Annotated in this window: 19 protein-coding genes and 1 pseudogene; 4 read left to right on the top strand and 16 right to left on the bottom strand. The window is 70.1% G+C overall.

What is annotated here, in order from left to right; translation table 11 throughout:
* Positions 1-17 precede the first annotated feature (17 nt).
* The 4 genes and pseudogenes from AB0J02_RS03275 to AB0J02_RS03260 form a co-directional block, all read right to left on the bottom strand.
* Positions 18-1,586: an ABC transporter substrate-binding protein gene (locus AB0J02_RS03275; RefSeq protein ID WP_363191834.1), complete on the bottom strand. Its 1,569-nt coding sequence runs from the start codon at positions 1,584-1,586 to the stop codon at positions 18-20.
* A gap of 341 nt (positions 1,587-1,927) precedes the next feature.
* Entirely contained in the window at positions 1,928-2,332 is a 405-nt protein-coding gene (locus AB0J02_RS03270; protein ID WP_363191833.1) for a cold shock domain-containing protein, read from the bottom strand.
* A gap of 74 nt (positions 2,333-2,406) precedes the next feature.
* Positions 2,407-3,069 (bottom strand): DUF4232 domain-containing protein, encoded by a 663-nt coding sequence (locus AB0J02_RS03265; protein ID WP_363191832.1) that lies wholly within the window; start codon positions 3,067-3,069, stop codon positions 2,407-2,409.
* A 9-nt stretch (positions 3,070-3,078) separates the two neighbouring features.
* Positions 3,079-3,309 (bottom strand): annotated as a pseudogene (locus AB0J02_RS03260) (helix-turn-helix transcriptional regulator); the annotation flags it as partial.
* On the opposite strand from AB0J02_RS03260, the gene AB0J02_RS03255 reads away from it, so the two are divergent.
* On the top strand, positions 3,229-3,969 hold the full coding sequence (locus tag AB0J02_RS03255) for a class I SAM-dependent methyltransferase (protein ID WP_363191831.1): 741 nt from the start codon (positions 3,229-3,231) through the stop codon (positions 3,967-3,969). The pseudogene AB0J02_RS03260 and the gene AB0J02_RS03255 overlap by 81 nt on opposite strands.
* A 128-nt stretch (positions 3,970-4,097) precedes the next feature.
* Positions 4,098-4,778 carry a hypothetical protein gene (locus tag AB0J02_RS03250; protein WP_363191830.1) on the top strand — a complete coding sequence of 227 codons (681 nt, stop codon included), beginning with the start codon at positions 4,098-4,100 and terminating at the stop codon, positions 4,776-4,778.
* 27 nt (positions 4,779-4,805) lie between these two features.
* On the opposite strand, the gene AB0J02_RS03245 is transcribed toward AB0J02_RS03250, so the two are convergent.
* From AB0J02_RS03245 to AB0J02_RS03220, 6 genes are all read right to left on the bottom strand, one after another.
* On the bottom strand, positions 4,806-7,160 hold the full coding sequence (locus AB0J02_RS03245; protein WP_363191829.1) for a glycoside hydrolase N-terminal domain-containing protein: 2,355 nt from the start codon (positions 7,158-7,160) through the stop codon (positions 4,806-4,808).
* A 90-nt stretch (positions 7,161-7,250) separates the two neighbouring features.
* The gene (locus AB0J02_RS03240) at positions 7,251-8,582 is read right to left on the bottom strand and encodes a glycoside hydrolase family 27 protein (RefSeq protein ID WP_363191828.1); all 1,332 of its coding nucleotides are present in this window, start codon (positions 8,580-8,582) and stop codon (positions 7,251-7,253) included.
* Positions 8,583-8,609: 27 nt separating this feature from the next.
* Positions 8,610-9,449 carry a carbohydrate ABC transporter permease gene (locus tag AB0J02_RS03235; protein WP_363191827.1) on the bottom strand — a complete coding sequence of 280 codons (840 nt, stop codon included), beginning with the start codon at positions 9,447-9,449 and terminating at the stop codon, positions 8,610-8,612.
* 38 nt (positions 9,450-9,487) lie between these two features.
* Positions 9,488-10,465, bottom strand: a complete 978-nt coding sequence (locus AB0J02_RS03230) for a sugar ABC transporter permease (RefSeq protein WP_363191825.1) — start codon at positions 10,463-10,465, stop codon at positions 9,488-9,490.
* Positions 10,466-10,470: 5 nt separating this feature from the next.
* Complete coding sequence (locus AB0J02_RS03225; protein ID WP_363191824.1) at positions 10,471-11,739, bottom strand: sugar ABC transporter substrate-binding protein; 1,269 nt, start codon at positions 11,737-11,739, stop codon at positions 10,471-10,473.
* A gap of 58 nt (positions 11,740-11,797) precedes the next feature.
* Positions 11,798-12,952 (bottom strand): ROK family transcriptional regulator, encoded by a 1,155-nt coding sequence (locus tag AB0J02_RS03220; protein ID WP_363191823.1) that lies wholly within the window; start codon positions 12,950-12,952, stop codon positions 11,798-11,800.
* Between the two features lie 73 nt (positions 12,953-13,025).
* Between AB0J02_RS03220 and AB0J02_RS03215 the strand changes: the two genes are divergently transcribed.
* Complete coding sequence (locus AB0J02_RS03215; RefSeq protein WP_363191822.1) at positions 13,026-15,107, top strand: alpha-galactosidase; 2,082 nt, start codon at positions 13,026-13,028, stop codon at positions 15,105-15,107.
* Positions 15,108-15,131: 24 nt separating this feature from the next.
* On the opposite strand, the gene AB0J02_RS03210 is transcribed toward AB0J02_RS03215, so the two are convergent.
* Both AB0J02_RS03210 and AB0J02_RS03205 read right to left on the bottom strand, forming a co-directional pair.
* Positions 15,132-15,860 (bottom strand): aspartate/glutamate racemase family protein, encoded by a 729-nt coding sequence (locus AB0J02_RS03210; protein ID WP_363191821.1) that lies wholly within the window; start codon positions 15,858-15,860, stop codon positions 15,132-15,134.
* Positions 15,861-15,941: 81 nt separating this feature from the next.
* Complete coding sequence (locus AB0J02_RS03205; RefSeq protein ID WP_363191820.1) at positions 15,942-17,432, bottom strand: NCS1 family nucleobase:cation symporter-1; 1,491 nt, start codon at positions 17,430-17,432, stop codon at positions 15,942-15,944.
* A gap of 414 nt (positions 17,433-17,846) precedes the next feature.
* Between AB0J02_RS03205 and AB0J02_RS03200 the strand changes: the two genes are divergently transcribed.
* Positions 17,847-18,317 (top strand): ester cyclase, encoded by a 471-nt coding sequence (locus tag AB0J02_RS03200; protein ID WP_363191819.1) that lies wholly within the window; start codon positions 17,847-17,849, stop codon positions 18,315-18,317.
* A 43-nt stretch (positions 18,318-18,360) separates the two neighbouring features.
* Here AB0J02_RS03200 and AB0J02_RS03195 read toward each other — a convergent pair whose 3' ends face one another.
* From AB0J02_RS03195 to AB0J02_RS03180, 4 genes are all read right to left on the bottom strand, one after another.
* A complete protein-coding gene (locus tag AB0J02_RS03195) occupies positions 18,361-19,875 on the bottom strand; it encodes an NCS1 family nucleobase:cation symporter-1 (RefSeq protein ID WP_363191818.1) in 1,515 nt (504 codons plus the stop codon).
* 118 nt (positions 19,876-19,993) lie between these two features.
* Positions 19,994-21,016 carry a TIGR03842 family LLM class F420-dependent oxidoreductase gene (locus AB0J02_RS03190; protein WP_363191817.1) on the bottom strand — a complete coding sequence of 341 codons (1,023 nt, stop codon included), beginning with the start codon at positions 21,014-21,016 and terminating at the stop codon, positions 19,994-19,996.
* A 28-nt stretch (positions 21,017-21,044) separates the two neighbouring features.
* Positions 21,045-22,451, bottom strand: coding sequence for a dihydropyrimidinase (gene hydA / locus AB0J02_RS03185; RefSeq protein ID WP_363191816.1), 1,407 nt, complete (start codon positions 22,449-22,451; stop codon positions 21,045-21,047).
* Between the two features lie 25 nt (positions 22,452-22,476).
* Positions 22,477-23,319, bottom strand: coding sequence for a nitrilase-related carbon-nitrogen hydrolase (locus tag AB0J02_RS03180; RefSeq protein WP_363191815.1), 843 nt, complete (start codon positions 23,317-23,319; stop codon positions 22,477-22,479).
* Positions 23,320-23,428 lie beyond the last annotated feature (109 nt).

The following is a 23,428-nucleotide window of genomic DNA, read 5'->3' as shown; positions in this document are numbered from 1 at the left end:
AGCGCTCTGGGCGGTCGTCACTTGGCGTACCCCGCATTCTTCACGCGCACGAGGCCGTCGCCGTAGACGCGCACGCCCGCGACGTCCTTCCCGGCGACGACGTAGTTCTTCTGGCGGTAGAGGTAGATCAGCGCGTGCGCGTCGTTCGCGCGGCGGGTCAACTCGTCGTAGATCTTGGTGCGTTCGGCGGGATCGGCCTCGGTGCGGCCGCGCTCGATGAGGGCGTCGATCTTCTTGTCCGAGAGGCCGTAGGCGTTCATCGCGCCCCGGGTCTGCAGGAAGCTGGCGATGTTGCCGTCCGGGTCGAGGCGTCCGGACCAGCCGCTGTTGAAGGCCGTGTAGTGCCCGTCGTCGGTCTCTTCGAGCATGGTGGCGTACTCGGTGGGGCGCAGCGTGACGGCGAATCCGGCGTCCTTGGCCATGGCCTGGATGACCTGGCCGATGCGGCTCCACTCGGGGGTGGTGGAGATCTTCAGCTCGACGGGCACCGGGCTCTTGACGCCCGCCTGCTTCAGCAGCTTCCTGGCGCCGGCGACATCGCGCTCGGGGCACTCGGACGCCTTGATGCCGGGGGCGAGGGCGGACTCCGGCGAGATGGGGCCGCAGGCCGGCTCGTACATGCCCTGGAAGACGACCTTGTTGATGAGGTCGCGGTCGATGGAGAGCTCGAAGGCCTCGCGGACGCGGACGTCGCGCGCCATCGGGGTGTCGACGCGGCCGGGCTTCGCACCGAGGCCCTTGACGTTGCCGACGTTGATGCCGATGCCCTGGTAGCCGAGCGAGGGCGAGTTGAACAGCTGGAGCTTGTTGTCGGTGAGGGCGCTCCTCACGTCGACCGGGGCCATCTGGTCGCCCACCTGGACGTCGCCGGAGCGCAGGTTGGCGAGGCGGACGCTGCCGTCGGGGATCGGCTTGTAGATCACCTTGTCGAGGTGGACGGAGTCCGCGTCGTAGTAGTGGGCGTCCTTGGTGACGACGATGCGGTCACCGCCGACGCGCTCGGCGAACTTGAACGGCCCGACGCAGGAAGGGTGGTTGGTGAAGTTCTTGCCGTACTTCTTCAGCGCGGTCGGGGACATCACCATGCCGGAGCGGTCGGCGAGCACCGCGGTCAGCGGGACGTACGCCTGCTTGAGGGTGAGCCGCACGGTGTACGGGCCGGTGGCCTCGGCGCTCTTCAGCGGGGCGAGTTCGGTGGCGCGGGCCGATCCCGCGAGGTCGCGGTGGCGCAGCAGGGACGTGACGACCGCGGCCGCGTCGAGCTTCGTGCCGTCGCTGAACTTCGCGTCCTTGCGGACGCCGAAGGAGACGGTGCGGCCGTCGGCGGAGACCTTCGGCAGCGCGGTCGCGAGCTGCGGGACGACCTTGCCCCGCTCGTCGACGTCGTAGAGCTTCTCGCACATGCCGGCGAAGACGGTGCGGCCCACGAGGGTCTGGGCGAGGGTCGGGTCGAGCTTGTCGGGGTCCGCGTTGAGGGCGACCGTGAGGGTGCCGCCGTCGCGTACGGGCCGGTCGTCGGTCATCCGCTCCCCGCCGACCTCGGTGGCCGAGGACTGCAGGGAGCCGCAGCCCGCCGTTGTGGACATCACCAGGGCAACTGCCGCGAGGGCAACCGCTGTTCGGCGCACGAGGGCATACCTCCGCCAGGAAGTGGTTCCGCAGGTGCCTGTGTGGAGCGGCAGGAAACCTGTGGGCGATCAAGGAATACCGCAGAACGTATTTCGCATACAGTCCGCAGGACAAGGGGGTTGTCCGGATGTCGGACCGGAAACGATGAAGATTGAATAACTGGACGCGACATAGAGGGATGTGCGGGGCAGATCGACCCGGCGTCCGCTCGGAGAACGTCCGGCGAACGGCCGGGGCCCGGACCGAGTGCGTCGACTCGGCCCGGGCCCCGGGGGTGTTCAGGTGCTGGTCAGGCGGTTCAGCTGTCCACCCAGCCGTGCTTACGGGCGCTCTGCACCAGCTCGCGGCGGACCGCGAGGATCTGCTCCCCGGTCAGGGAGGGCGCGGCCCGCAGCAGCAGTTCGGTGACCTCGTTGGTGAACTCGTCGACGCGCAGCACGTCGCACAGCACGTCGTCGCCCTCGGCCGCGATCCGGCCGGGCGTCGTCGGCGCGGCGGTGCCCTCGGCGAGCTGCACGGCCGACGCCTTGGGGCCGCGGTCGCCCTCCTCGATGTCGAACTCGACCTTCAGTCCCGTGCGCAGGTACGACTCGGGGATGAGGAGGTCGTTCACATGCAGGAAGACGTCCTCACCGCCGTCGTCCGGCGCGATGAACCCGTATCCGCGCGTCCCGTCGAAGCGCACCACACGACCAGCGACCACACCGTCCCCCAACCACCTCGGCGGACCAGGCGTCCGCGCCCTCAGCAACTTGAGCGGATCCTAGCCGCCATGATTCAGCTCTTGCGCCAGGCCGTGGTGCCGAGTCTGCCGGTGCTGCCGAGGTCGAGCGGCTGATCGAGGGCCAGGGTCGGCGTGCCGCGGCCGAGGCCGGGGTCGATGGTGACGCGCTCGACGGTGACCGGCGGATGCGTGGTGTCGTCGTAGGTGTTGCGCCACACCAGCAGAGTGACCGCGGCCTCGCCGGGGCGCAGGGAGACGCGGCGGGCGCCGTCGTCGCGGATACCGGTGGTGATGTCGTCCGCGCCCTCCAGAACGCGCACCCGCTCGACGGGACTCCGGTCCTCCTCGATGAGCCTCAACCTCGGGTAGCCGTACAGCTCGAACGTGGCTCTGCCGCAGTTGGTGAGGGTGAGGTCGACGACCCGCAGGCCCATGGCGGCGTCGCCGCGCCCCTCCTGGATGCGCATGCCCGAGTCGGGGCAGGGCCCGGTGGGCTCGGCCGGGCGGCTGCTCGTAGGGACGTCGACGCTCCCGTACGGCGCCGGGGTGCCGGTCTCCAGCGAGTCCGCGTGGACGCGCCAGTGGTCCGGGTCCGCCGCGCCCTTCGCCGCCGGCCCCCCGGTGCCCGAGGTCTGCGTGCCGCACGCCGCGACGAGCAGTGCCGTCACCACGAGCCCCGCGGCGCGCCGGAGCGACGCCCTCCCCCTGATCGTCATGGCGTGATCCTACGTACCTTCGCCCGCGGCGCTCGGCGTCCGTGCGGCGACGAGGCCCGACTCGTAGGCGAACACCACGAGTTGGGCCCGGTCGCGGGCGCCGAGTTTGGTCATGGCGCGGCTGATGCGGGTCTTGGCGGTGAAGGGGCTGATCACCATGTGCGCGGCGATCTCCTCGTTGGTCAGGCCGCGCGCGGCCAGCGCGGTGACCTCGCGCTCGCGCGGGGTGAGGCACTCCAGGCGGCGCCGGGGCACGCCGCCGGTGTCGACATCTCGGCGCCGCTGATCGCGCGGGCACGCGCGCGTACCGCCGACGAGGGGGTGCGGGGCGCGGCGTACGAGCTGGGGGACGCGCAGACGCATCCGTATCCGCCGGGCGGCTACGACCTCGCGCTCAGTCGCGGCGGGGTGATGTTCTTCGAGGACCAGGTGGCGGCGTTCGCGAACGTGGCGCGGGCGCTGCGCAGGGGCGGGCGGCTCGTCTTCGTCTGCCCGCGCCGTCCGGGCCCGGAGACGGAGGAGGGAGCGGCGCTCGCCCTGTTCGCCCGGCATCTGGCCGAGGGCACGCAGGACCTGGCGCCCGCCGCGCCGGACCTCGGCGCGCGGGCCGCGGGCGCCGCCATGGCCTCGCTGTCCGAGCCGTACCGGATCCACGCGGTGCTGCACCGCACGTTCACGCACATCGCCGTCAACCCGGTGAACGTGTACACCCGCTGGGGCGATTCTCCCGCCGACGCCGTCGACTTCCTCCTCTCCCGCGCCCCGGACCGGCGCGTATCCACCACGACGCGGGCCGTTCTGGAGGACTCGCTCCGCCCGTATGCCGGCGCGAGCGGAGTGCGGACGCGCACCGGAGTGTGGCTGGTCACCGCCGTGCGCCGGGACGGCACCGGAAGGTGATGAGGAGGTGTGCCACCCGTGCGTGATACCCGTGCGTGATGTCGGGGTGACAGAAGTGGCGGTATCGCCGCACAGCAACTCATGTGAAACTGGCGTCCCCCACCCCACTGACGTAAGGGACGTACGCCGTGCGTTCTCTCCCGCTCCCGGTCACCCTGGCCGCCCGGCTGCTGCCGGTCACCGTGCTCGCCTGCGTGGGCTGGGCCTGGTCGACGGGGCCGATGTCCGACTCCGCCGACAAGGCGCACGAGACGCCGGCACCACAGGCGTCGGCGTCGGACGGCCCCAGCGAGAGCGTGGCGGCGAAGACGTACGCCGAACCGCCCTCGCCCTGCGGCACGGTCGCGGGCAAAACGGTCACTTCGCTCGTGCCGGGCGCGAAGACGGCGGGCAAGGAGCTCGCGGCGACCGACGAGTCGGTGCGCCGCGGCTGCTCCTGGAGCGCGCTCAAGGGGTACGACTACCGCTGGCTCGACGTCTCCTTCGAGGTGAAGGAGTCCGACGCCCTCGCGAAGCAGGCGTACACGGCGGGGAGCGACGCGGACAGCACGGCTCAGGACATCGGCGACCAGGCGCGGCTGGCCACGAACCTCGCCACCAAGGACAAGCAGCAGACCCGCGAGGCAGTCGTCACGGTCCGCGTGGCGAACACGCTGGTGACCGTCACCTACAACGGCAGCGACTTCGAGTCCAAGGGCGCCCCGTCCGCCGACACCGTGAGCAAGGGCGCGCTGCAGGCGGCGCGCGACGCCGTCGCCGCGCTCGACGCGACGGCGGACAAGGGCAAGGGCTCCGCGGACGGGGCCTGACCCTGCGCCGGGCCCCGTCCTCCCGCGTCACCGGCCGCGCAGCGTCACCGCCTCCCCGGGCTTCAGCACGACGTCCCTGGCCCTGCCCCCGATGACGACCGTGGTCCTGCGTCCGCCGACGCTGCGGATCGTCGCCGTACGCACACGTCCCCGCTCCCAGGACATGTCGACCGTGAACCCGCCGCGCGCACCCGCTCCGGTGACGGAGCCGGAGGCGGCCCAGGCCTCGGGAAGCGCGGGCAGCAGCTCGATGCGGCCCGGACGGGAGTGGACCAGCATCTCCAGCATCGCCGTCGGGGTACCGAGGTTGGCGTCGATCTGGAAGATGGCCCGGGTGTCCGAGACCCGGTACATGTCGAAGAAGTTCATCGCGGTACCGGTGTCACCGCCCGACCAGGGAGCCAGATTGGTGAGCACCAACTGGTAGGCCTTGTCGGCGTCCTTGAGCCGGGCCCAGCACGCCGCCCGCCAGGCGCAGGCCCAGCCGTAGCTCTCCATGCCGCGCGAGGCGAGCAACTCCGTCGCGCCCGCGAGGAGTTCGGGTTCACCCGCGTCCGGGCGGATGCGGTCGCCGGGGAACAGGTTGACGAGCGGTGACAGATGGCGGTGGGTCGTCTCGCCGAGGTCGTCCTCGCTCATCCACTCCTCCAGGCGGCCGGACTTCGGGCTGACCTCCGGAAGGTAGAGGCGTGCGCGCAACTCCGCCACGACCGCGGCGTGTTCGGCGTCACGCCCCAGCGTGCGGCACGCCTCCTCGTAGTGGCCGAAGAGGGACCACAGGAGTTCCTGGGCGTACGTGATGCCGCGGGCGTCCTGCGGGCCCTGCTCGGGCGACCAGTCGTGGTCGTCGATCAGGACCTCGCGTCCGTCGACCGTCGTGGTGACCAGCCGCGCCTGCCAGAATTCGCAGGCGCCCTTGAGGAGCGGCATGATCCGGGACAGGTACTCGGTGTCCTGCGTGAACTCGTAGTGCTCGTAGAGGGATTCACAGAGCCAGGCGTTGCCGACCGGGTGCCACCACCAGCCGAGTCCGCCGTAGGGGTTGGTGGAGAAGGCGACCGTCCAGCCCGCGACCTCGCCGGTGGTGTTGCGGTAGCGGTTGCGGGGGTCGTTGAACTGTTTCCGTGTGACGTCGCTCCAGGCGGGGAGCTGGGCGAGGCAGTAGTCGGCGAGGGCGGGGAAGGTGTCGCCGAGGCCTGCCCGGTCGGCCAGCCAGTAGTTCATCTGGATGTTGATGTCGGTGTGGTAGTCGCCCATCCAGTCCGGGGTGTTGCCCTCCAGCCACAGCCCCTGGAGCCCCATGGGGAGGCCGTCACGCGATCCGCAGATCGTCAGGTACCGGCCGAACTGCAGGTAGCTGGCCTCCAGTTCGGGATCGGGTGCCGACCCTTCGGCCGCGCGCGCTCGCAGGCGCGACCACGTGTCGAGTTTGCGCTGTCCGCCGCCGGAGCGGCCGAGGTCGAGGGTCAGCCGGTCGTAGCGGGAGCGGTAGTCGGCGACGTGCGTGTCCCGCAGCCGCACGGCCGGGGTGCGGGCGGCGGCGAGGGCCTTGTCCTGGGCGAGCGCGAGCGGGTCGGCGTCCGGGGCGCGGTAGCCGGTGGCGTGGTCCGGCGCGTAGTCCGTGCCGCCGCTGATGACGAGGGTGACCTCGGTGCAGTCGGTGAAGGTGACGCGGGTGCCGGTGGCGGCGATCGTGCCGTCCCCGGCGGCGGTGACCGCGGCGGCGTACCGCAGCGTGTTGCCGAGGGCCGCGGAGAAGGAGGCGAGCCTGCGGTCCTTGTCCACGCCGGTCGTCTCGCCGTGGGTGCCGGAGAGGATGACGGCGCCGGTGAGGGAGCCGCCGCCGCTCTGGCGGAGGCGGACGACGATGGTGTCGTCGGGGCCGCTGGAGAACATCTCGCGGACGTAGCGGACCCTGTCCTTGGTGTACGCCGTGGTGACAAGACCGTTGCTCAGGTCGAGGGTGCGGCGGTAGTCGGTGACGGCGGAGCGTTCGTGTCCCGGCAGGCTGACCATGACCCGGGCCAGCAGGGTGAAGCTGCCGAAGTCGTCGCGCCCGTACGGGAACTGGCCGTCGCCGTCGAGGGTGGTGTTGGCGCCGCCGGTCCACAGGGTGGCGTCGGTGACGTGCAGGAGTTCCCGGGCCGGGTCGGCGCCGACGAGGGCGCCGAGCCGGCCGTTGCCGAGCGGCAGCCCCTGCTCGATGAGGAGGTCCTCGTCGGCGGGCTCCGGGTACCACAGGGTCGTCGCCTCGTCGGCGGGAACGAGGGGTGAGGTGACGGGGCGGTGGGGCGCGGCGTGGGCCGTGAAGGCGGGCAGCGCGTTCATCGCGAGGGCGGTGCCGAGTCCGAGGACCAGGCGCCGGGACGGTCCGTTGCTCATGTGCGACTCCTTATCTCCTGATAGGTACGCGGCGCGGGGCTAGGCGCCCTTCTGATCTCCGCGACGCCGCGGAGATCCGTCAGAAGGGCCCTAGGAGAGCTTGATGAAGCGGGAGCCGTGGGCGGGTACGTCTGTCGCGGTCCAGGAGCGGGTGGCCGAGCCGATGTCCTTGCGGGCGACGACGTCCCGCAGCCGCTGCTTGCCGTGCACGCCGGCGGTCCTGAGGTCGACGGTGATGTCCGTGGCGCTCGCGCCGAGGTTGTAGACCGCGAGGTACGTGGCGCCGCCGACGCGCTTCGTCCACACCTGCGCGGAGCCGGAGCGGAGCTGCTTCGGCAGGACCGCCGCCTGGTCGAGGGCGATGACCTCGGGGTTGGTGAGGATCGCCCTGGCCTTGTCGTCGAGGAACCAGATGTCGCCGCCGACGTAGAGCGGGGACGACGCCATCGACCAGAACGTCATGACGGTCTGCCGCTCGGTGTCGCTGATGCCGTCCTGGAGTCCGCTGCCGGTGTTGTTGTTGATCGGCATCGAGTCGAGGTCGGCGAGGTAGTGGGGGGCGGACAGCTTGGGCAGCCACTGCGGCAGGTCGGCGAAGCGGTCGTCGACGGAGCTGGTCCAGGTGCTGGTGGTCTCGCAGTAGCACTCGATGTCGGTGTCGACGCGGACGCCGTTCGCGTAGGGCCGCAGGCCGTCACCGGCCTCCAGGTCGACGGGCCAGGCGCTGGCGGAGAGCCACATGCTGCGGCCGCTGTGGTCGATCGCGGTGGACCAGGCCTTGATGTCGGCGACGTTGTCCTTCGTCACGCCGTCGATCTTGATGAAGTCGATGCCCCAGGAGGCGTACCGGGCGACGATGGAGTCGATGTAGTCCTGGGCGCAGGGGTTGCTGTAGTCGATCTTCCAGCTGCCGCCCCACTTGTTGGTCGGGGTCAGCGGCTGCACGGCGATGTCCTGGGCGTGGCAGTCGGTGCCGAGGATCGGGGCGTTCTTGTCGTAGACCTCCTTCTCCAGGCCCGCGGCGCCGTACAGGCCGAGCTTGAGGTCCTTGCCGTGGACGTAGTCGGAGAGCGCGGGCATGCCGCTGGGGAAGCGCTCCTTGTCGGCGTCGGGGATGCCGTTGGCGTCGGTGTGGAAGTTCCAGTCGTAGTCGAAGTTCCAGCCGGCGTCGATGTTGAGGTTCTTGTATCCGGCCGAGGAGAGCTTGCCGCTGAGGGAGTCGGCGGCGTTCTTGATGTTGCCCTCGTTCAGCCAGTGGGTGCCGTAGCCGCTGCGCGTGGACGACTCCACGCTCCAGCTGCTCCAGCCCATGAAGGGTCTGACGTACGGGGTTCTCGCCTCGGCGGTGCCCGACGGCAGGGCGAGGGCGAGGGGCAGCGCGCAGGCGGCGGTGAGGACCGCGCGCCGGGTCGTTCCGATCACTGGAAGTACCTCCGGGGGGAAGGGAGTTCAGGACTTGAGACCGGACATCGCGATGCCCTGGACGATGTGGCGCTGGGCGACCAGGAACATGACGACGAGGGGGAGGATCGCCACGGCCGTGCCCGCGAACAGCTCGGGCAGGTTGACGGTCTGGGAGGTGAGGAAGCTGGAGAGGGCGATCTGCACGGTCCAGCTGCCGGGGTCCTGGCCGATCATCAGCGGCCACAGGAAGGAGTTCCACGCGTCGATGAAGGAGAGCGCCCCGAGGGAGGCGATCATCGTGACGGAGTTGGGCAGGATGATGCGCCCGTAGACGCCGAGGTAACTGAGGCCGTCGATGCGGCCCGCCTCCTCGATCTCGGCGGGGAAGGACACGTAGAAACTGCGGAAGAGCACGACGGCGAACGCGTTGAAGAGGCCCGGGGCGATCAGCCCCCACATCGTGTTGACGCCGCCCATCGAGCCGACCACGACGAATGTCGGCAGGAACGTGACGGCCTGCGGGATCATCAGCGTGCCGACGATGAGCGAGAGCACGACGGCCCGTCCGGGCACGGCGATACGGCCGAGCGCGTATCCGGCCATCGAGGCGAGCAGTGTCGAGACGGGGGCCGAAATGACCGCGATCAGCAGGGAGTTGGCGATCGAGCGGCCGAAGGGGCGCTCCGGGTTGTCGAACAGGGAGGCGAAGTTGGACCAGTCCAGGGACGCGGGCAGCCAGTGCCAGTCGGTGGCCGTGACCTCCGGCGTCGTCATGAAGGCGTTGCGCAGGAGCACGTAGAACGGGATCAGGAAGACCACGGACAGCAGGCACAGCACCAGGTACGTGGCGACGGAGCCGAGGACGCTCCCTCGGTAACGGTTCATGGGTTCAGTCCGTTCATTCCTAGTCATTCCCAGACCGTTCAGTCCTTGTCGCGGGCGAACCCGAGGATCCGGCCCTGGAGGAGCGTGACCAGCACGATCAGGAGGGTGAGCAGGAAGGCTCCGGCGGAGCCGACGCCGTAGTCCTGGTCCTGGAGGGCGACGCCGTACAGGTGCATGAGGGGCGTGCGCACGGGTTCGCTGCCGAGGGAGGCGCCGGTGGAGAAGATCGCGTAGAACTCGTCGAATGCCTGGAGCGCGGCGATGAGCATCAGCAGCAGGATCGCCACGGAGGTGCTGCGCAGCATGGGGAAGGTGATGCTGCGGAAGGTGCGCCAGGCGCCGGCGCCGTCGAGGGACGCCGCTTCGTACAGGTGCGGCGGGATGGACTGCAGACCCGCGATGAACAGGATCATGTAGAGGCCGACCTGGAGCCACAGCCGCAGCGTGACGAGCACGATCCAGTACAGGGGCGGGCTCTGCGTCTGGATCCACGGTGTGGGGTCGGCGCCGAAGAGCGCGCCGAGGGTGTTGGCGAGGCCGGACGGCACCCCGCTGAACAGGGCCATCTTCCAGATCATCGCGGCGGCGACGTAGCTGACGGCCGCCGGCAGCAGGAACGCGGTGCGGAAGAAGGCCCGGCCGCGCCGTACCCGGTTGACGAGGACGGCGAGGCCGAGGGACCCGGCGAAGGTGAGCGGCACGATGAGTGCCGTGAACAGCACGATCATGGTGAGCGAGTCGCGGAACCGCTCGTCGCTCAGCAGCTCCCGGTAGTTGTCCAGGCCGACCCACTTCCCGAGGGAGATGGTGCGGCGCGCCTCGCTGAAGCTGAGCAGGAAGCTCCAGCCGATGGCGACGTAACGGAACAGGCCGAGGCCGAGGAGCATCGGCGCGGTGAGGACGACGAAGGCGATGCCCTTCGACTGCCGCTCGGTCAGCCGCCGGCGGCGCGGCGCCGGGGTGGGCGCCGGCCGGGCGGCACTCTTGCGCGCGGGCGCGGTGCCGGTGGCGGTCATGACCCTCAGCCCATCTGCTTGTCGAGGTCGGACTGGGCCTTGGCCTGGGACTTCTTCAGGGTCTGCTCGGCGCCCGAGCCCTTCGCGATGTCGGCGGCCGCGGCGATGAACTCGGCCTGCATGGCCTGGGTCCACTCGGCCGGGAAGGAGATGCCGCTCTTGTTCGCGATGGCGACGGCGTCCTTGGCGGCTCCCTTGCTCAACTCCGGTGTCCTGGCGGCGACTTCGGCCTGCGGCGGGACGTGGAAGCCGTACTTGACGGCCCAGTCGATCTGGATGTCGGCCTGCTTGACCCAGAGCCACTGGAGGTACTTCTTGGCCTCGGCGACGTGCTTGCTCTTCGAGTGGATCGCCTGGGTCCAGCCGCCGAGCCGGGCGACGGCCTTGCCGGAGGAGTCGTACGCGGGCCAGGACACGACCCCGAAGTCGTCGCCGAGCGCCTTCTCGACGGCGGGCAGCGCCCACAGGCCGCACCACTGCATCGCGGCGGCGCCCTGGTTGAACGCGCCGGGGTCGTACCAGTCGGTGGTGAAGCCGAGCAGCACCGACTTGTCGGAGTGCAGGTCGCGCAGGCCGCCGATGGACTTGGCGGCGTCGGCGTAGACGACCTTCTTGCCGTCGATGAGGTCGACGCCCTGGGACCAGGCGAGCAGGTAGGGGCTGTCGCCGATGCCGTCGTTGCCCAGGAAGAGGCCCTTGACGTTGCCCGAGGTCAACGCGCGTGCGGCGTCCGCGAGTTCGGCGAAGGTGGTGGGCGGGGTGACGCCGGCCTTCTTCAGCAGCGACTTGCGGTAGTACAGGACCATGATGTCGTCGATGGTCTTGATGCCGTAGAGCTTGCCGTCGACGGTGAGGTAGTCGAGGTCCGCCTTGTTGAAGCCGTCCTTGGCGGCGCCGTACACGTCGTCGAGGGGTTCGAGCTGTCCTTTGCGGGCCATCTCGGCGCGGAAGTCGCCGAGTTCGAAGATGTCGGGGGCGTCGGCGCCGAGCAGTGCGGCGTTGAGCTTGGTCTCGTACTGGGAAACGTCGGCGCCCCACACCACGTTGACCGCGATCTCCGGATTGGCCTTGGTGAACTCCTCGGCGTATCGCTTCACCGCCGCCTGGGTGCCCTCCTCCCCGTACTGGTGGTACCACTGCGTGAGCGTGACCTTGGCACCCTTGGCGGAGGCGGTCTCCTGCGGGTTGCTGGAGCAGGCGACGGCGGCGCCCGCGACGAACAGCAGGGACGTGCCGAGAAATCCCCGGCGGGACAGAGCGGAACTGGCAGTCATGGCGGGGTCCTTCCGGGGACGGATACGTGCAAGGGCTTTGACATCGGGGGTGGTCGGGTCAGGCGGCGAAGAGTGACTGGATGCTGACGGCGGCGGCCCCCCGAGCCCACTCCTCCCAGGGCAGCGGGCGCACGACGAGCGGGCAGCGGGCCGCGGCCCCGAAGGCCTGGGTGGTGAAGGCGGCGCGGATCTGCTCCTCGAAGAGGTCGTACGCGGCCACGCCCTCGCCGGAGACCACGACCCGCTCGGGCCCGACCAGGTTGACCATGGCGGCGAGGCCGAGGCCGATGGCCGCGCCCGCCTCGTCGAACACGGCCCGTACGGCGGCGTCCCCGCCGTGCGCGCGGTCGATGGCCCCGGCCATGTCGAGGCCGGGATCGCCGGCCGCCCGCCGGGCCCGGGTGACGATGGCCTCCTCGGAGGCGATCGCCTCGACGCAGCCGCGGGCCCCGCAGTGGCAGGCGGGGCCGTCCCCGGCGGCGACCGGGATGTGGCCGATCTCGCCGGCCACCCCGTAACCCCCGGCTACCAGACGGCCGTTGACGACGAGCGCGCAGCCGATGCCGACACCGACCGTGGCGAGGGCGAAGGAGTCGGCGCCCACGCCCTCGCCGAACCACTGCTCGGCGACGGTGAGGGCCTTCACATCGTTCTCGACCGTCACCGACAATCCCGTTGCGGCGCCCACCAGTTCGGCCAGCGGGACGTCGTGCCAGCCGAGGAACGGCGAGTAGCGCACGATGCCGCCCGGCCGGTCCACGTCTCCGGAGACGGAGACCCCGAGGTGATGCGTCCGCTCGGTGTACGCGGGGGTCAGCTCCGCGACGAGCGCGGCGATGTCACGTACGACCCGGGCGGCGGACCGGTCCGACACCGGCATCCGGTGGGCGGCGCGCACCTGCGCCCTCAAGTCGGTGACGACGCCGATGAGTTCGTCGGCCGTGACCTTGACGCCCACGAAGAACTCCCGGTCGGCGCGGACCGCGAGGGGGTGTGCGGGGCGTCCCGCGCCTTCGACGGTCCGCGGTCCCTGCGGGAGTTCCTCCAGGTATCCGGCTTCGATCATCGGCTTGACCGCCTTGGTGACGGCGGCGGAGGAGAGACCGGTGATCCGGGCTATCTCGGGGCGGACGACCGGGCCACGCGTGAGCACTGTCGTGAACACCGTGTTGGCCGCCGGAGACGCGAGCAGCTTCGCTCGGTTCAGCAACATGGGGGAAACGTAGGGGCAATAATTTCCTTCGTCAATATTTAAATTCGAGGAGTTCGCATCTAGGCTCCGGCTCATGTCTCAGGTGTCCTTCGACTCTCAGGTGTCCTACGACGAGCCCAGTCGCACGTTCCTGCTCACCACCCCCGCCACCTCGTACGCGCTGCGGATCGGCGCGGACGACAGTCCACGGCATGTGCACTGGGGGGCGCCCCTCACGCTCGGCCAGGCCGCGGCCCTGCCCACACATGACGGCGTGACGAGCAGCTTCGCCTCAACAAGTGGTGAGGAGCTGGCCGTTGAGGGCGGCGCCCGGTTCGGGGTGCCGTCGCTGCTCGTGCGGTACGCCGACGGGGCCCGCGGCGTCGAGTGGGTGCACGAGGGCCACGAGATCGAGGGCGGCCGGCTGCGCGTACGGCTGCGTGACCGCCACTACCCGCTCGGCTGCACGCTGCACTACGCGGTCCACGCGGACAACGACATCATCGAACGCTCCCTGACGTTGCGGCACTTGGGCAGCGATACGGGTGATGACCCCATCGAGATCCTGCGCTGCGACGCCGCGAGCTGGTCCGTGCCCGCCGTGTCCGGCGCCCGGCTGAGCCACACGGTCGGCGAATGGTCCGGCGAGACCCGGCTGCGGCGCGTCGAAGCCCCCTACGCCGAGACCGTGTTCACCAGTCGGCGAGGCGTCTCGGGGCACTTCGCGAATCCCTGGCTGATGGTCGACGCGGGTGACGCGGACGAGGACCGCGGCGACGTGTGGAGCATGGTCCTCGCCTGGTCAGGGAGTTGGCGGATCACGGCGCAGCGCGACCACACGGGTGGCCCGTTCACGGTCACGGGGGGCGCCGGGCACGACGGTCTGACCTGGCGGCTGCGGACCGGCGAGAGCCATGAAACCCCGGTGTTCGCGGGCCAGTTCAGCCGGGGCGGTTTCGGCGCGACGAGCCGTGGCTGGCACCGGTACGTCGCCGCGCACGTGCTGCCGGTCCCCGACGAGGCGCGGCCCGTGGTCTACAACAGCTGGGAGGCGACCGGCTGGGACGTCACCCTGGAGGGCCAGCGGGCCCTGGCCGAGCGTGCCGCGGGGCTCGGCGTCGAGCTGTTCGTGGTGGACGACGGCTGGTTCGGGCAGCGCACCAGCGACCGGGCCGGTCTTGGCGACTGGCAGCCGAACCCGGAGCGGTTCCCGCACGGGCTCGGTCCGTTGGCCGATGAGGTGCGGCGGCTCGGGATGCGTTTCGGGCTGTGGGTGGAGCCGGAGATGACCAATCCGGACAGCGACCTGTACCGGGCGCGCCCCGACTGGGTCCTGCACATGCCGAACCGCCGCCGCACCGAGCTGCGCCACCAGCTCGTCCTGAACTTCGCCCGTACCGATGTCACCGAGTGGGCGTACGGGTGGCTCGACCGGCTCGTGGCGGCGTACGCGATCGACTTCCTCAAATGGGACATGAACAGGGCTTTCACAGAAGCGGGTTGGCCGGGGCACCCCGACGCCGAACGGCTGTGGACCGACCACACGCGTGGCGTCCACGGGGTCCTCGACCGGCTGCGCCGCGCGCACCCGGGGCTGCGCGTGGAGGGCTGCGCGGGCGGCGGCGGCCGCGCCGATCTCGGCATGCTGGCGCGTACCGACCAGACCTGGATCTCCGACAACACGGACGCCGACGACCGCGTCGCCATCCAGCACGGCTACAGCCAGATCTATCCGGCCCGCACCATGTCCGCCTGGGTCACCGACAGCCCCAATCCGCACACCGGCCGCAGCACGCCGCTCCGCTACCGCTTCCATGTCGCGATGGCGGGCGCGCTCGGCATCGGCGGTGACCTCTCGCGCTGGACCGCACCCCAACTCGCCGAGGCCCGCGACCTGGTGGAGCTGTACAAGGAGATCCGCCCGGTCGTGCAGTTCGGCGAGCAGTACCGGCTCACGGACGCGGTGCAGTACCGGGCGGGCGACCGGGTCGTCGTCCTCGCCCGGGGCCGCGACCGCACCCTGCGCCTGGCCGGCCTCTCCCCTTCGGCGGTCTACGTCGACGACGCCACCGGCGCCGAGCACGACGCGGCGACGCTGCTGACGCACGGCCTGCCGCTGCGCCTGCCCAAGGGGGACCGGCCCAGCACGGTGGTGCGGCTCACGCGGAAGCGGTAACCGCTCGCGCCGTTCCCGCGGCCCTCAACTGCCGATGAAAGGAGGCCAGTTCCGGATCTTCTTCTCCCGCGGCGGCGCGTACGTCCGCACCTTGGACGTCGTGAGCCCGAGCCGTACGAGCGATTCGGCGACGGTCACGGCGGCCGCGACGCCGTCGACGACCGGGACGCCGGTGCGCTCCTTGACGCGCTCGGCGAGCCCGGCCATGCCGCCGCAGCCCAGACAGATCACCTCGGCCCGGTCGTGCTCCACGGCGCGCGCGGCCTCCTCGACGATCGCCTCGACCGCGGCGTCCGGGTCGCGTTCGAGGTCGAGGACGGCCAGGCCGCTGGCCCGCACGGAGGCGCACCGGTCGGTGAGCCCGGCGAGCTTGAGCCGGTCCTCGATGAGGGGGACGGCCCGGTCCAGGGTGGTGACGACGGAGTAGCGGTGCCCCAGGTACTGGGCGGTGGAGGCGGCGGCCTCCGTGATGTCGACGACGGGCACATCGAGGATCTCCTGCAGGCCCTCGCGCCCGTGCTCCCCGTACCCGGCCTGGATGACGGCGTCGAACGGCTCCGGGTAGGCGCGCACCGTCTCCATGACGGCGATCGCGGCGAGGTAGCTCTCGTAGTTGCCCTCGACGGACTCGGCGCCGAACGCCGGGGTGAGCGCCACGATCTCGGTGCCGGGCGCGGCGACGGCCCGCGCCTGGGCGCCGATGGCCTCGGTCATCGTCCCGGTGGTGTTGACGTTGCAGACGAGTATGCGCATAGCGGTGCCGGTACTGCTTTCTGTGCGGAGCCGCGAGCTTCAACTGCAGGCGCGGCCATGGGTGTTGCGGTGATGAGCGGCTCAGGCGGCGTCGACCGCGATCGCCTCGCCGTCCACGTCGCGGGCGGCCCGGCTGCGGTCGGCGAGAACCACGTAGAGCAGGGCGGCGAGGCCCGCCCCGATGAACCAGGAGAAGCCGGAGACCGACTTGAAGACGGGCACGAGGGCGACGACGACGGCCACGCCGGCGGCGGGTCCGAAGGCACCGATGGCCCGCAGGTGGAAACCGGAGCGGTAGTGGTAGTCGCCGTCGGCGGCGTCGGTGTACAGGGCGGGGACGTTGACGCGGGCCTTGCGCACCAGCCAGTAGTCGGCCATCACGACACCGAAGGCGGGCCCGAGCAGGGCGCCGAGTCCGCCGAGGAAGTAGTTGACAACGGTCGGGCTGTTGTAGAGGTTCCACGGCAGGATGACGAGGCCGATGACGGCGCTGACCAGCCCTGCACGCCGGAAGTCGAGCTTGCGCGGGAAGAGGTTGACCAGGGCGTAGATGGGGGCGACGAAGTTCGCTAGGAGGTTCACGGCGATGGTCAGGGTGATGAAGGCGAGCGAGGCGAGGACCATCAGCGGGGTGCTGGGGATGGTGGCGACGATGTCCTCGGGCCCGGTGACGACGTGCCCGTCGAGCTTGAACTGGCCGCCGGACAGCACCACGACGATCCCGGCGAAGAAGAGCATGTTGAGCGGGATGCCCACGAGGTTGCCGACGACGATCGCGCGGCGGCTCTTCGCGGAACGCGTGAAGTCGCAGAAGTTCAGGACGAACGTGCCGTAGATGACGACCCACAGGGCGGCGCTCTCGAAGACCTGGCGCCAGGCGTCGAGTCCGGTGGGCGCGTTGCCGGTGGAGACCGCGATGGACAGGTCCGTCTTGGTGAGGATCCAGGCGGCCAGGCCGCACATGGTGATCAGGATGGCGGGCGCGGCGAACGCCATGTACTTGCGGATCAGCTCCATGCCGTAGCTGACGATCACGACCTGGATCGCCCACAGCGCGAGGAAGGTGATCCAGCCGAGCGTCGACAGGCCCAGGATCGAGTTGTGGTCGAGGGAGGCGGCGCCGGGCGCGAGTTTCTTGACGACGGCCCGCAGCACGGAGGCCGCCAGGTAGGTCTGGATGCCGAACCAGGCGATCGCGACGGCGCCGCGCACCGCCGCCGGGAGCTGCGCGCCCCGGGTTCCGAAGGAGATCCGGCTCATCACCGGGAACGGGACGCCCGTCTTGTGGCCCATGTAGCCGGAGAGCGTGAGCAGCCCGAAGAGCAGCGCGGAGGCGATGGCGAAGGCGATGAGGATCTGCCAGACGCTCATCCCGAGCGCGAAAAGACCCATGGCGAAGGCGTAGTTGCCCAGGCTGTGGACGTCGTTGCCCCACAGCGTGAACACGTTGTACGCGCCCCAGCGGCGCCCCTCCTTACGAGTGGGGGCGAGATCCGGACTGTAGAGGCCGGGGCTGGTCCCGGCCGGCCCCGCGGCCGCGGTTGTGGAGGTCTGTTCGTGCACGGCGACCATGACGCGCTCCTAAGTTTCCACAATGAGGAATCTGTTTTCCTCTTCGCGGAGCGACGGTACGGATGTACCGAATCGACGGTCAATAGGCGTTCGCGAAGATTGTGAGGATTGATCCTGCGCAACTCGCCCACAGAATCGGGCATTTGACACAGGTCCCCACGAGACGGCTCCACGCTCCGACGTCTTTGGTATACCAATACGGCGTCGGAGGGCATCCGTCAATGGAACGCGTCACTCCGTGTGGGATCCACGCCGGTCCGGCCGTGGGCGACGGCGAGGGGCGGACCGGTCGCCGTGGGCGGGCGAGCCGCGGGAGTGCCGCGCACGCCGCGATGTCACACATCGCCGCCCCGGGCCGTCGTAGGGGGATACAACCGCCGGACACGGCGGCCGGGCGACCCGATGAGGTACCGCATGTCCACGGCATCCACGGCACAGACAGCGCAGGCAGCACAGACCGCGGCCAACAAGGCCGCGTTCCGCCGGCTGCACGACGCGGCGAACACCGGCGACGCGGACGCCGTCATGAAGGCGATAGACGACGTCGTCGCCCCCGATCTCCTGTTCCACGCTCCCGTACCGATGGGCGCCGCGGGAGCCCAGGCGCTCAAGAAGGTGTACGCCGTGCTGCTTCAGGCGTTCCCCGACCTCCGCGTCCGGGTCGAGGACATGATCGCCGAGGGCGACAGGCTCGTCATCAGGAACACGGTCACCGGGACCCACCTCGGCGACTTCCGGGGTCTTCCGCCCACCGGGAAATCCGTCACGTACAGCGAGATGTTCGTCTTCCGCTTCACGGACGGCCGCGTCGCCGAGATCTGGGGCGTCGTCGACTCGCTCACACAGTTGCGTCAGCTCGGCGCGGTTCCGGGAAACCCGGCGTGAGCAGCGGGGCGGGGCCGGACCGGGCCGGCCCCGCCCCGCTCTGTCACGTCCGTCGCCGGCCGGCCATCAGCGCCAGGTACACGCCGAGCGCCCCACCGAGCCCCACGGCCCACCCGTAGTCCGCCAGCGGCTTCAGGAACGGGATCATGCCGTCCGTCGGGAACGGCCCCGCCTTGTTCCCCTTCGCGTCGAGCGTCGAGTACGACCCGCCCACGGCGAGCACGCCCCCGACCACGAACGCGGCGACGGCCCGCCGGTTCCAGCCGTTCGTGTACCAGTACCGGCCGCCCGCCACATACAGGTCGGCCAGGTGCAGCACGGTCCGCCGGATGATCCAGTAGTCGGCGATGAGGATGCCCGCGACCGTGCCGAGCAACCCGCCCACCACACCGAGCCACGTGAAGATGTACAGCTCGGGCGTCGACGTCAGTTTCCACGGCATGACCAGCACACCGACGATGCCCGTGATGACCGCGCCCGTACGGAAGTTGATGATTTTCGGGGCGAGGTTCGCGAGGTCGTACGCGGGTGAGACCACGTTCGCCGCGACGTTCACCGAGATCGTCGCCACGAACACGGTGATGAGCGCGAAGAGCAGCCCGAAGACGTTGTCCGTCTTGCCCGCCAGGGCGACCGGGTCCCAGATCGCCACCCCGTAGACCTGCTCCGAACCGGCCGTCACCAGCACCGACATCAGCGCGAACAAGGTCATGGTCGTCGGCAGGCCGAGCGTCTGGCCCCAGATCTGCGCCCGCTGCCCCTTGCCGAACCGCGTGAAGTCCGGGATGTTCAGCGACAGGGTCGACCAGAATCCGATCATGCCCATCAGCCCCGGGAAGAAGACCTTCCAGAAGTCGGCGCCCCAGCCGACCTTCGACGGCTCGTGCAGCAGCGGACCGAAGCCGCCCGCCTTGTTCGCGATCCAGATCAGCAGCACCACCGCGCCGACGAGCACGAACGGCGCCGCCCAGTTCTCGAACCGGCGCAGGGTGTCCATCCCCCGGTAGATGATGGCGAGTTCGAGCACCCAGAACACGGCGAAGCACAGCCACAGGGTCCACGGGTAGCCGCCGATCTTCCCGGCGTCGGCCCAGCCACCGAAGATCTTCCCCAGGAGTACGAAGATGCCCTGGCCGCCGATCCACGTCTGGATGCCGAACCAGCAGCAGGCCACGGCCGCGCGCACCATCGCGGGCAGGTTCGCCCCGCGTATCCCGAACGAGGCGCGGGCCAGGACCGGGAAGGGTATGCCGTACTTGGGTCCGGCGTGCCCCGTGAGCAGCATCGGCAGCAGCACGATCACGTTCGCCAGGCCGATGGTCAGCACCGCCTGCTTCCAGTCCATGCCGAGCGCGACCAGGCCCGAGGCCAGTGTCCAGGACGGGATGCAGTGGGCCATGCCGATCCACAGGGCCACGAAGTTGTATGTGGTCCAGCGGCGTTCGGCGAGCGGGACGGGGCGCAGGTCGTCGTTGGCGTAGCGGCTGCTCGCCGGGTAGTCGTCGGGCGTCAACTCGACCGCGGTCGAGGTGGGTTGTGGTGGGGCAGTGTCGGTCATGGGCAGTCCGTTCTACGGGGGAGGACGGGGTGAGGCGGCCTTGCGGGTGCCGTTGACTGCCGCGCCTGTAAAGACGGGTGGCGCCGTTGCGGGGGGTGCTGAATCGGCGGTCATGCGGTTATGCGCTCAGGGTGGGGATGATGTGCCGGCCGTACGTGTCGATGACCTTCTCCTTCGCGTCGTGCATGGCGTACACCGCGAACTGGTCGACACCCAACTCCCTTAGGGCGCGCAGCTTTTCGACGTGGGACTCCGCCGGGCCGATCAGACAGAACCGGTCCACGATCTCGTCCGGCACGAAGGCGGTGTCCGGGTTGCCCGAGCGGCCGTGGTGTGCGTAGTCGTACCCCTCGCGCGCCTTGATGTACTCCGTGAGTTCGTCGGGGACCATGCCGGAGTGCGCGCCGTACTTGGACACCAGGTCCGCGACGTGGTTGCCGACCATGCCGCCGAACCAGCGGCACTGTTCGCGCGCGTGCGCGAGCGCCGCCGGGGAGTCGTCCTCCGTCACGTACGCGGGCGCGGCGACACAGATCTTGACGTCGGCCGGGTCGCGGCCCGCCGCCACCGCCGCGTCCCGCACCGCCTTCACCATCCACTCCGTCAGGAACGGATCGGCCAGTTGGAGGATGAAGCCGTCGGCCTCCTCGCCGGTCATCTTCAGGGCTTTCGGCCCGTACGCGGCCATCCAGACCGGGACCGAGGCGCCCTCGCGCACCCAGGGGAACCGGACGACCGCACCGCCTCCGAGGTCCGCCTCCTCGCCCCGGCCGAGCGTCCGGATCACCCGCATCGCACCGCTGATCCGGGCGAGGGTGTTGGGGGTGCGTCCGGCGACCCGCATCGCGGAGTCGCCGCGCCCGATGCCGCACACGGTGCGGTTGCCGTACATGTCGTTGAGCGTCGCGAAGGTGGACGCGGTCACCTCCCACGTCCGTGTCCCCGGGTTGGTCACCATCGGCCCGACGACAAGGCGGTCCGTCTCGGCGAGGATGCGGCTGTAGATGACGAACGGCTCCTGCCACAGCACGCACGAGTCGAACGTCCACCCGTGCGTGAACCCGGCCCCCTCCGCGCGCTTCATCAACTCCACGACCCCCGAGGCCGGCGGGTCGGTCTGCAGAACGAGTCCGAAATCCATGATGGGGCCCCTTAGTTCCGTACGTTGCTCAGTCGAGGTACTGACAGGTGCCGCGCGGGGTGTACGTACCGTGACCGGCGCGGCCGGTGAACTCCCGTTCGGTGATGACGGGTTCGCCGCGCGACAGGACCGTCTCCACCCGGCCGGTGAGCCGCTTGCCCTCGTACGCCGAGTAGTCGACGTTCATGTGGTGGGTCGCGGCGCTGACGGTCTGCTCGGCGGCCGGATCGTAGATGACGATGTCGGCGTCCGCGCCCGGCGCGATGGTGCCCTTCTTCGGATACATGCCGAACATCCGGGCCGGTGTCGCGCACGCGATCTCGATCCAGCGGCGGCGCGTGATGTGCCCGTCGACGACCGCCTGGTGGAGGAGGTCCATCCGGTTCTCCACGCCCGGCATGCCGTTCGGGATCTTCGAGAAGTCGCCCCGCCCCAGCTCCTTCTGGCCGGTGAAGCAGAACGGGCAGTGGTCGGTGGAGACCACCTGGAGGTCGTTGGTGCGCAGGCCGCGCCAGAGCGCCGCCTGGTGGTCCTTCGGCCGCAGCGGCGTCGAGCACACGTACTTCGCGCCCTCGAAGTCGGGCTCGGCGAGATTGTCCGTGGACAGGAACAGGTACTGCGGGCACGTCTCGCCGAAGACCGGCAGTCCCTCGTCGCGGGCCCGCGCCAGCTCGGCGAGCGCCTCCTGAGCGGAGACGTGCACGACGTACAGCGGCGCCCCGGCGACCTGCGCCAGCTTGATCGCGCGGTGCGTGGCCTCCGCTTCGAGCAGCGCCTTCCTGACCTCACCGTGGTAGCGCGGGTCCGTCTCGCCGCGGGCGAGGGCCTGCTGCACGAGCACGTCGATCGCGATGCCGTTCTCGGCGTGCATCATGATCAGGCCGCCGTTGTCGGCGGCCCGCTGCATGGCGCGCAGGATCTGCCCGTCGTCGGAGTAGAAGACGCCCGGGTAGGCCATGAACTGCTTGAAGGAGGTCACGCCCTCCCCGACCAGCAGGTCCATCTCCTTGAGCGTCTCGTCGTGCACGTCGGAGACGATCATGTGGAAGCCGTAGTCGACGGCGCACTGACCGTCGGCCTTGGCGTGCCAGGCGTCGAGGCCCTCGCGCAGCGTGTGCCCGACGCTCTGGATGGCGAAGTCGACGATCGTCGTGGTGCCGCCCCAGGCCGCCGCGCGGGTGCCGGTCTCGAAGGTGTCGGCGGCGAACGTGCCGCCGAACGGCATCTCCATGTGGGTGTGCCCGTCGACGCCGCCCGGGATGACGTACTTCTGGCTCGCGTCGAGGGTGCGCGCGTCCGTCCAGGACGCGGCGGTGTCGCTGCCACTGGCCGCGAGGGCCACGACCCGCCCGTCCTCGATGAGGACGTCGGCGTGCATCTCGTCGGCGGCGGTGACGACGAGACCCCCGCGGATGACGGTACGGACGGCGCTCATGCTCTCCTCCAGGTACGTGACGGAACTACGGGCGGGTCAGCGGCTCGTACGCCTGCGGGGCGCGGTCGCGGTAGAACTGCCAGCGGTCGCGCACCTCGCGCAGCTTGGCCATGTCGAGGTCGCGCACGACGAGTTCGGGCGCCTTGTCGTCGGCGACCTCGCCCACGAAGCGGCCCTCGGGGTCGACGAAGTACGACGTTCCGTAGAAGTCGTTGTCGCCGTACTCCTCCACTCCGACGCGGTTGATGGCGCCGACGAAGTACTCGTTGGCGACGGCCGCGGCCGGCTGTTCCAGCTGCCACAGGTAGCGGGACAGGCCCCGGCTGGTGGCGGAGGGGTTGAAGACGATCTGCGCACCTTCGAGACCGAGCGCGCGCCAGCCCTCCGGGAAGTGCCGGTCGTAGCAGATGTAGACACCGATCTTCCCGACGGCGGTGTCGAAGACGGGCCAGCCGGAGTTGCCGGGCCGGAAGTAGAACTTCTCCCAGAATCCCTGGACTTGGGGGATGTGGGTCTTGCGGTACTTGCCGAGGTAGGTGCCGTCGGCGTCGATCACGGCGGCCGTGTTGTAGAGGACGCCGGGCTGCTCCTCCTCGTACATGGGCAGGACGAGGACGATGCCGTGCTCGCGGGCGAGGTCCTGGAAGCGGCGCACGATGGGGCCGTCCGGGACCGCCTCGGCGTACTCGTAGAACTTCGGGTCCTGGACCTGGCAGAAGTACGGTCCGTAGAACAGCTCCTGGAAGCAGAGGACTTGGGCGCCCTGCGCGGCGGCGTCACGAACGGCCTGTTCGTGCACCTTGATCATGGATTCCTTGTCGCCGGTCCATGCGGTCTGGAAGATCGCGGCGCGGATCACGGGGCTCATCGGGACCTCCGGCTGAGGGGGGTGCGCGGTGTTCCCACGACGATAGGAATCCCGGCGACCGTGGCCGAGTCGCACCGTGTCACGTCCCGCGCCGGACGGCGTTGCACCG

The sequence above is a fragment of the Streptomyces sp. NPDC050264 genome (assembly GCF_040655895.1).
Lineage (GTDB): Bacteria > Actinomycetota > Actinomycetes > Streptomycetales > Streptomycetaceae > Streptomyces.
The sequence above is the reverse complement of the archived record's forward strand: the minus strand, read 5'-3'. Positions and strand labels throughout refer to the sequence as shown.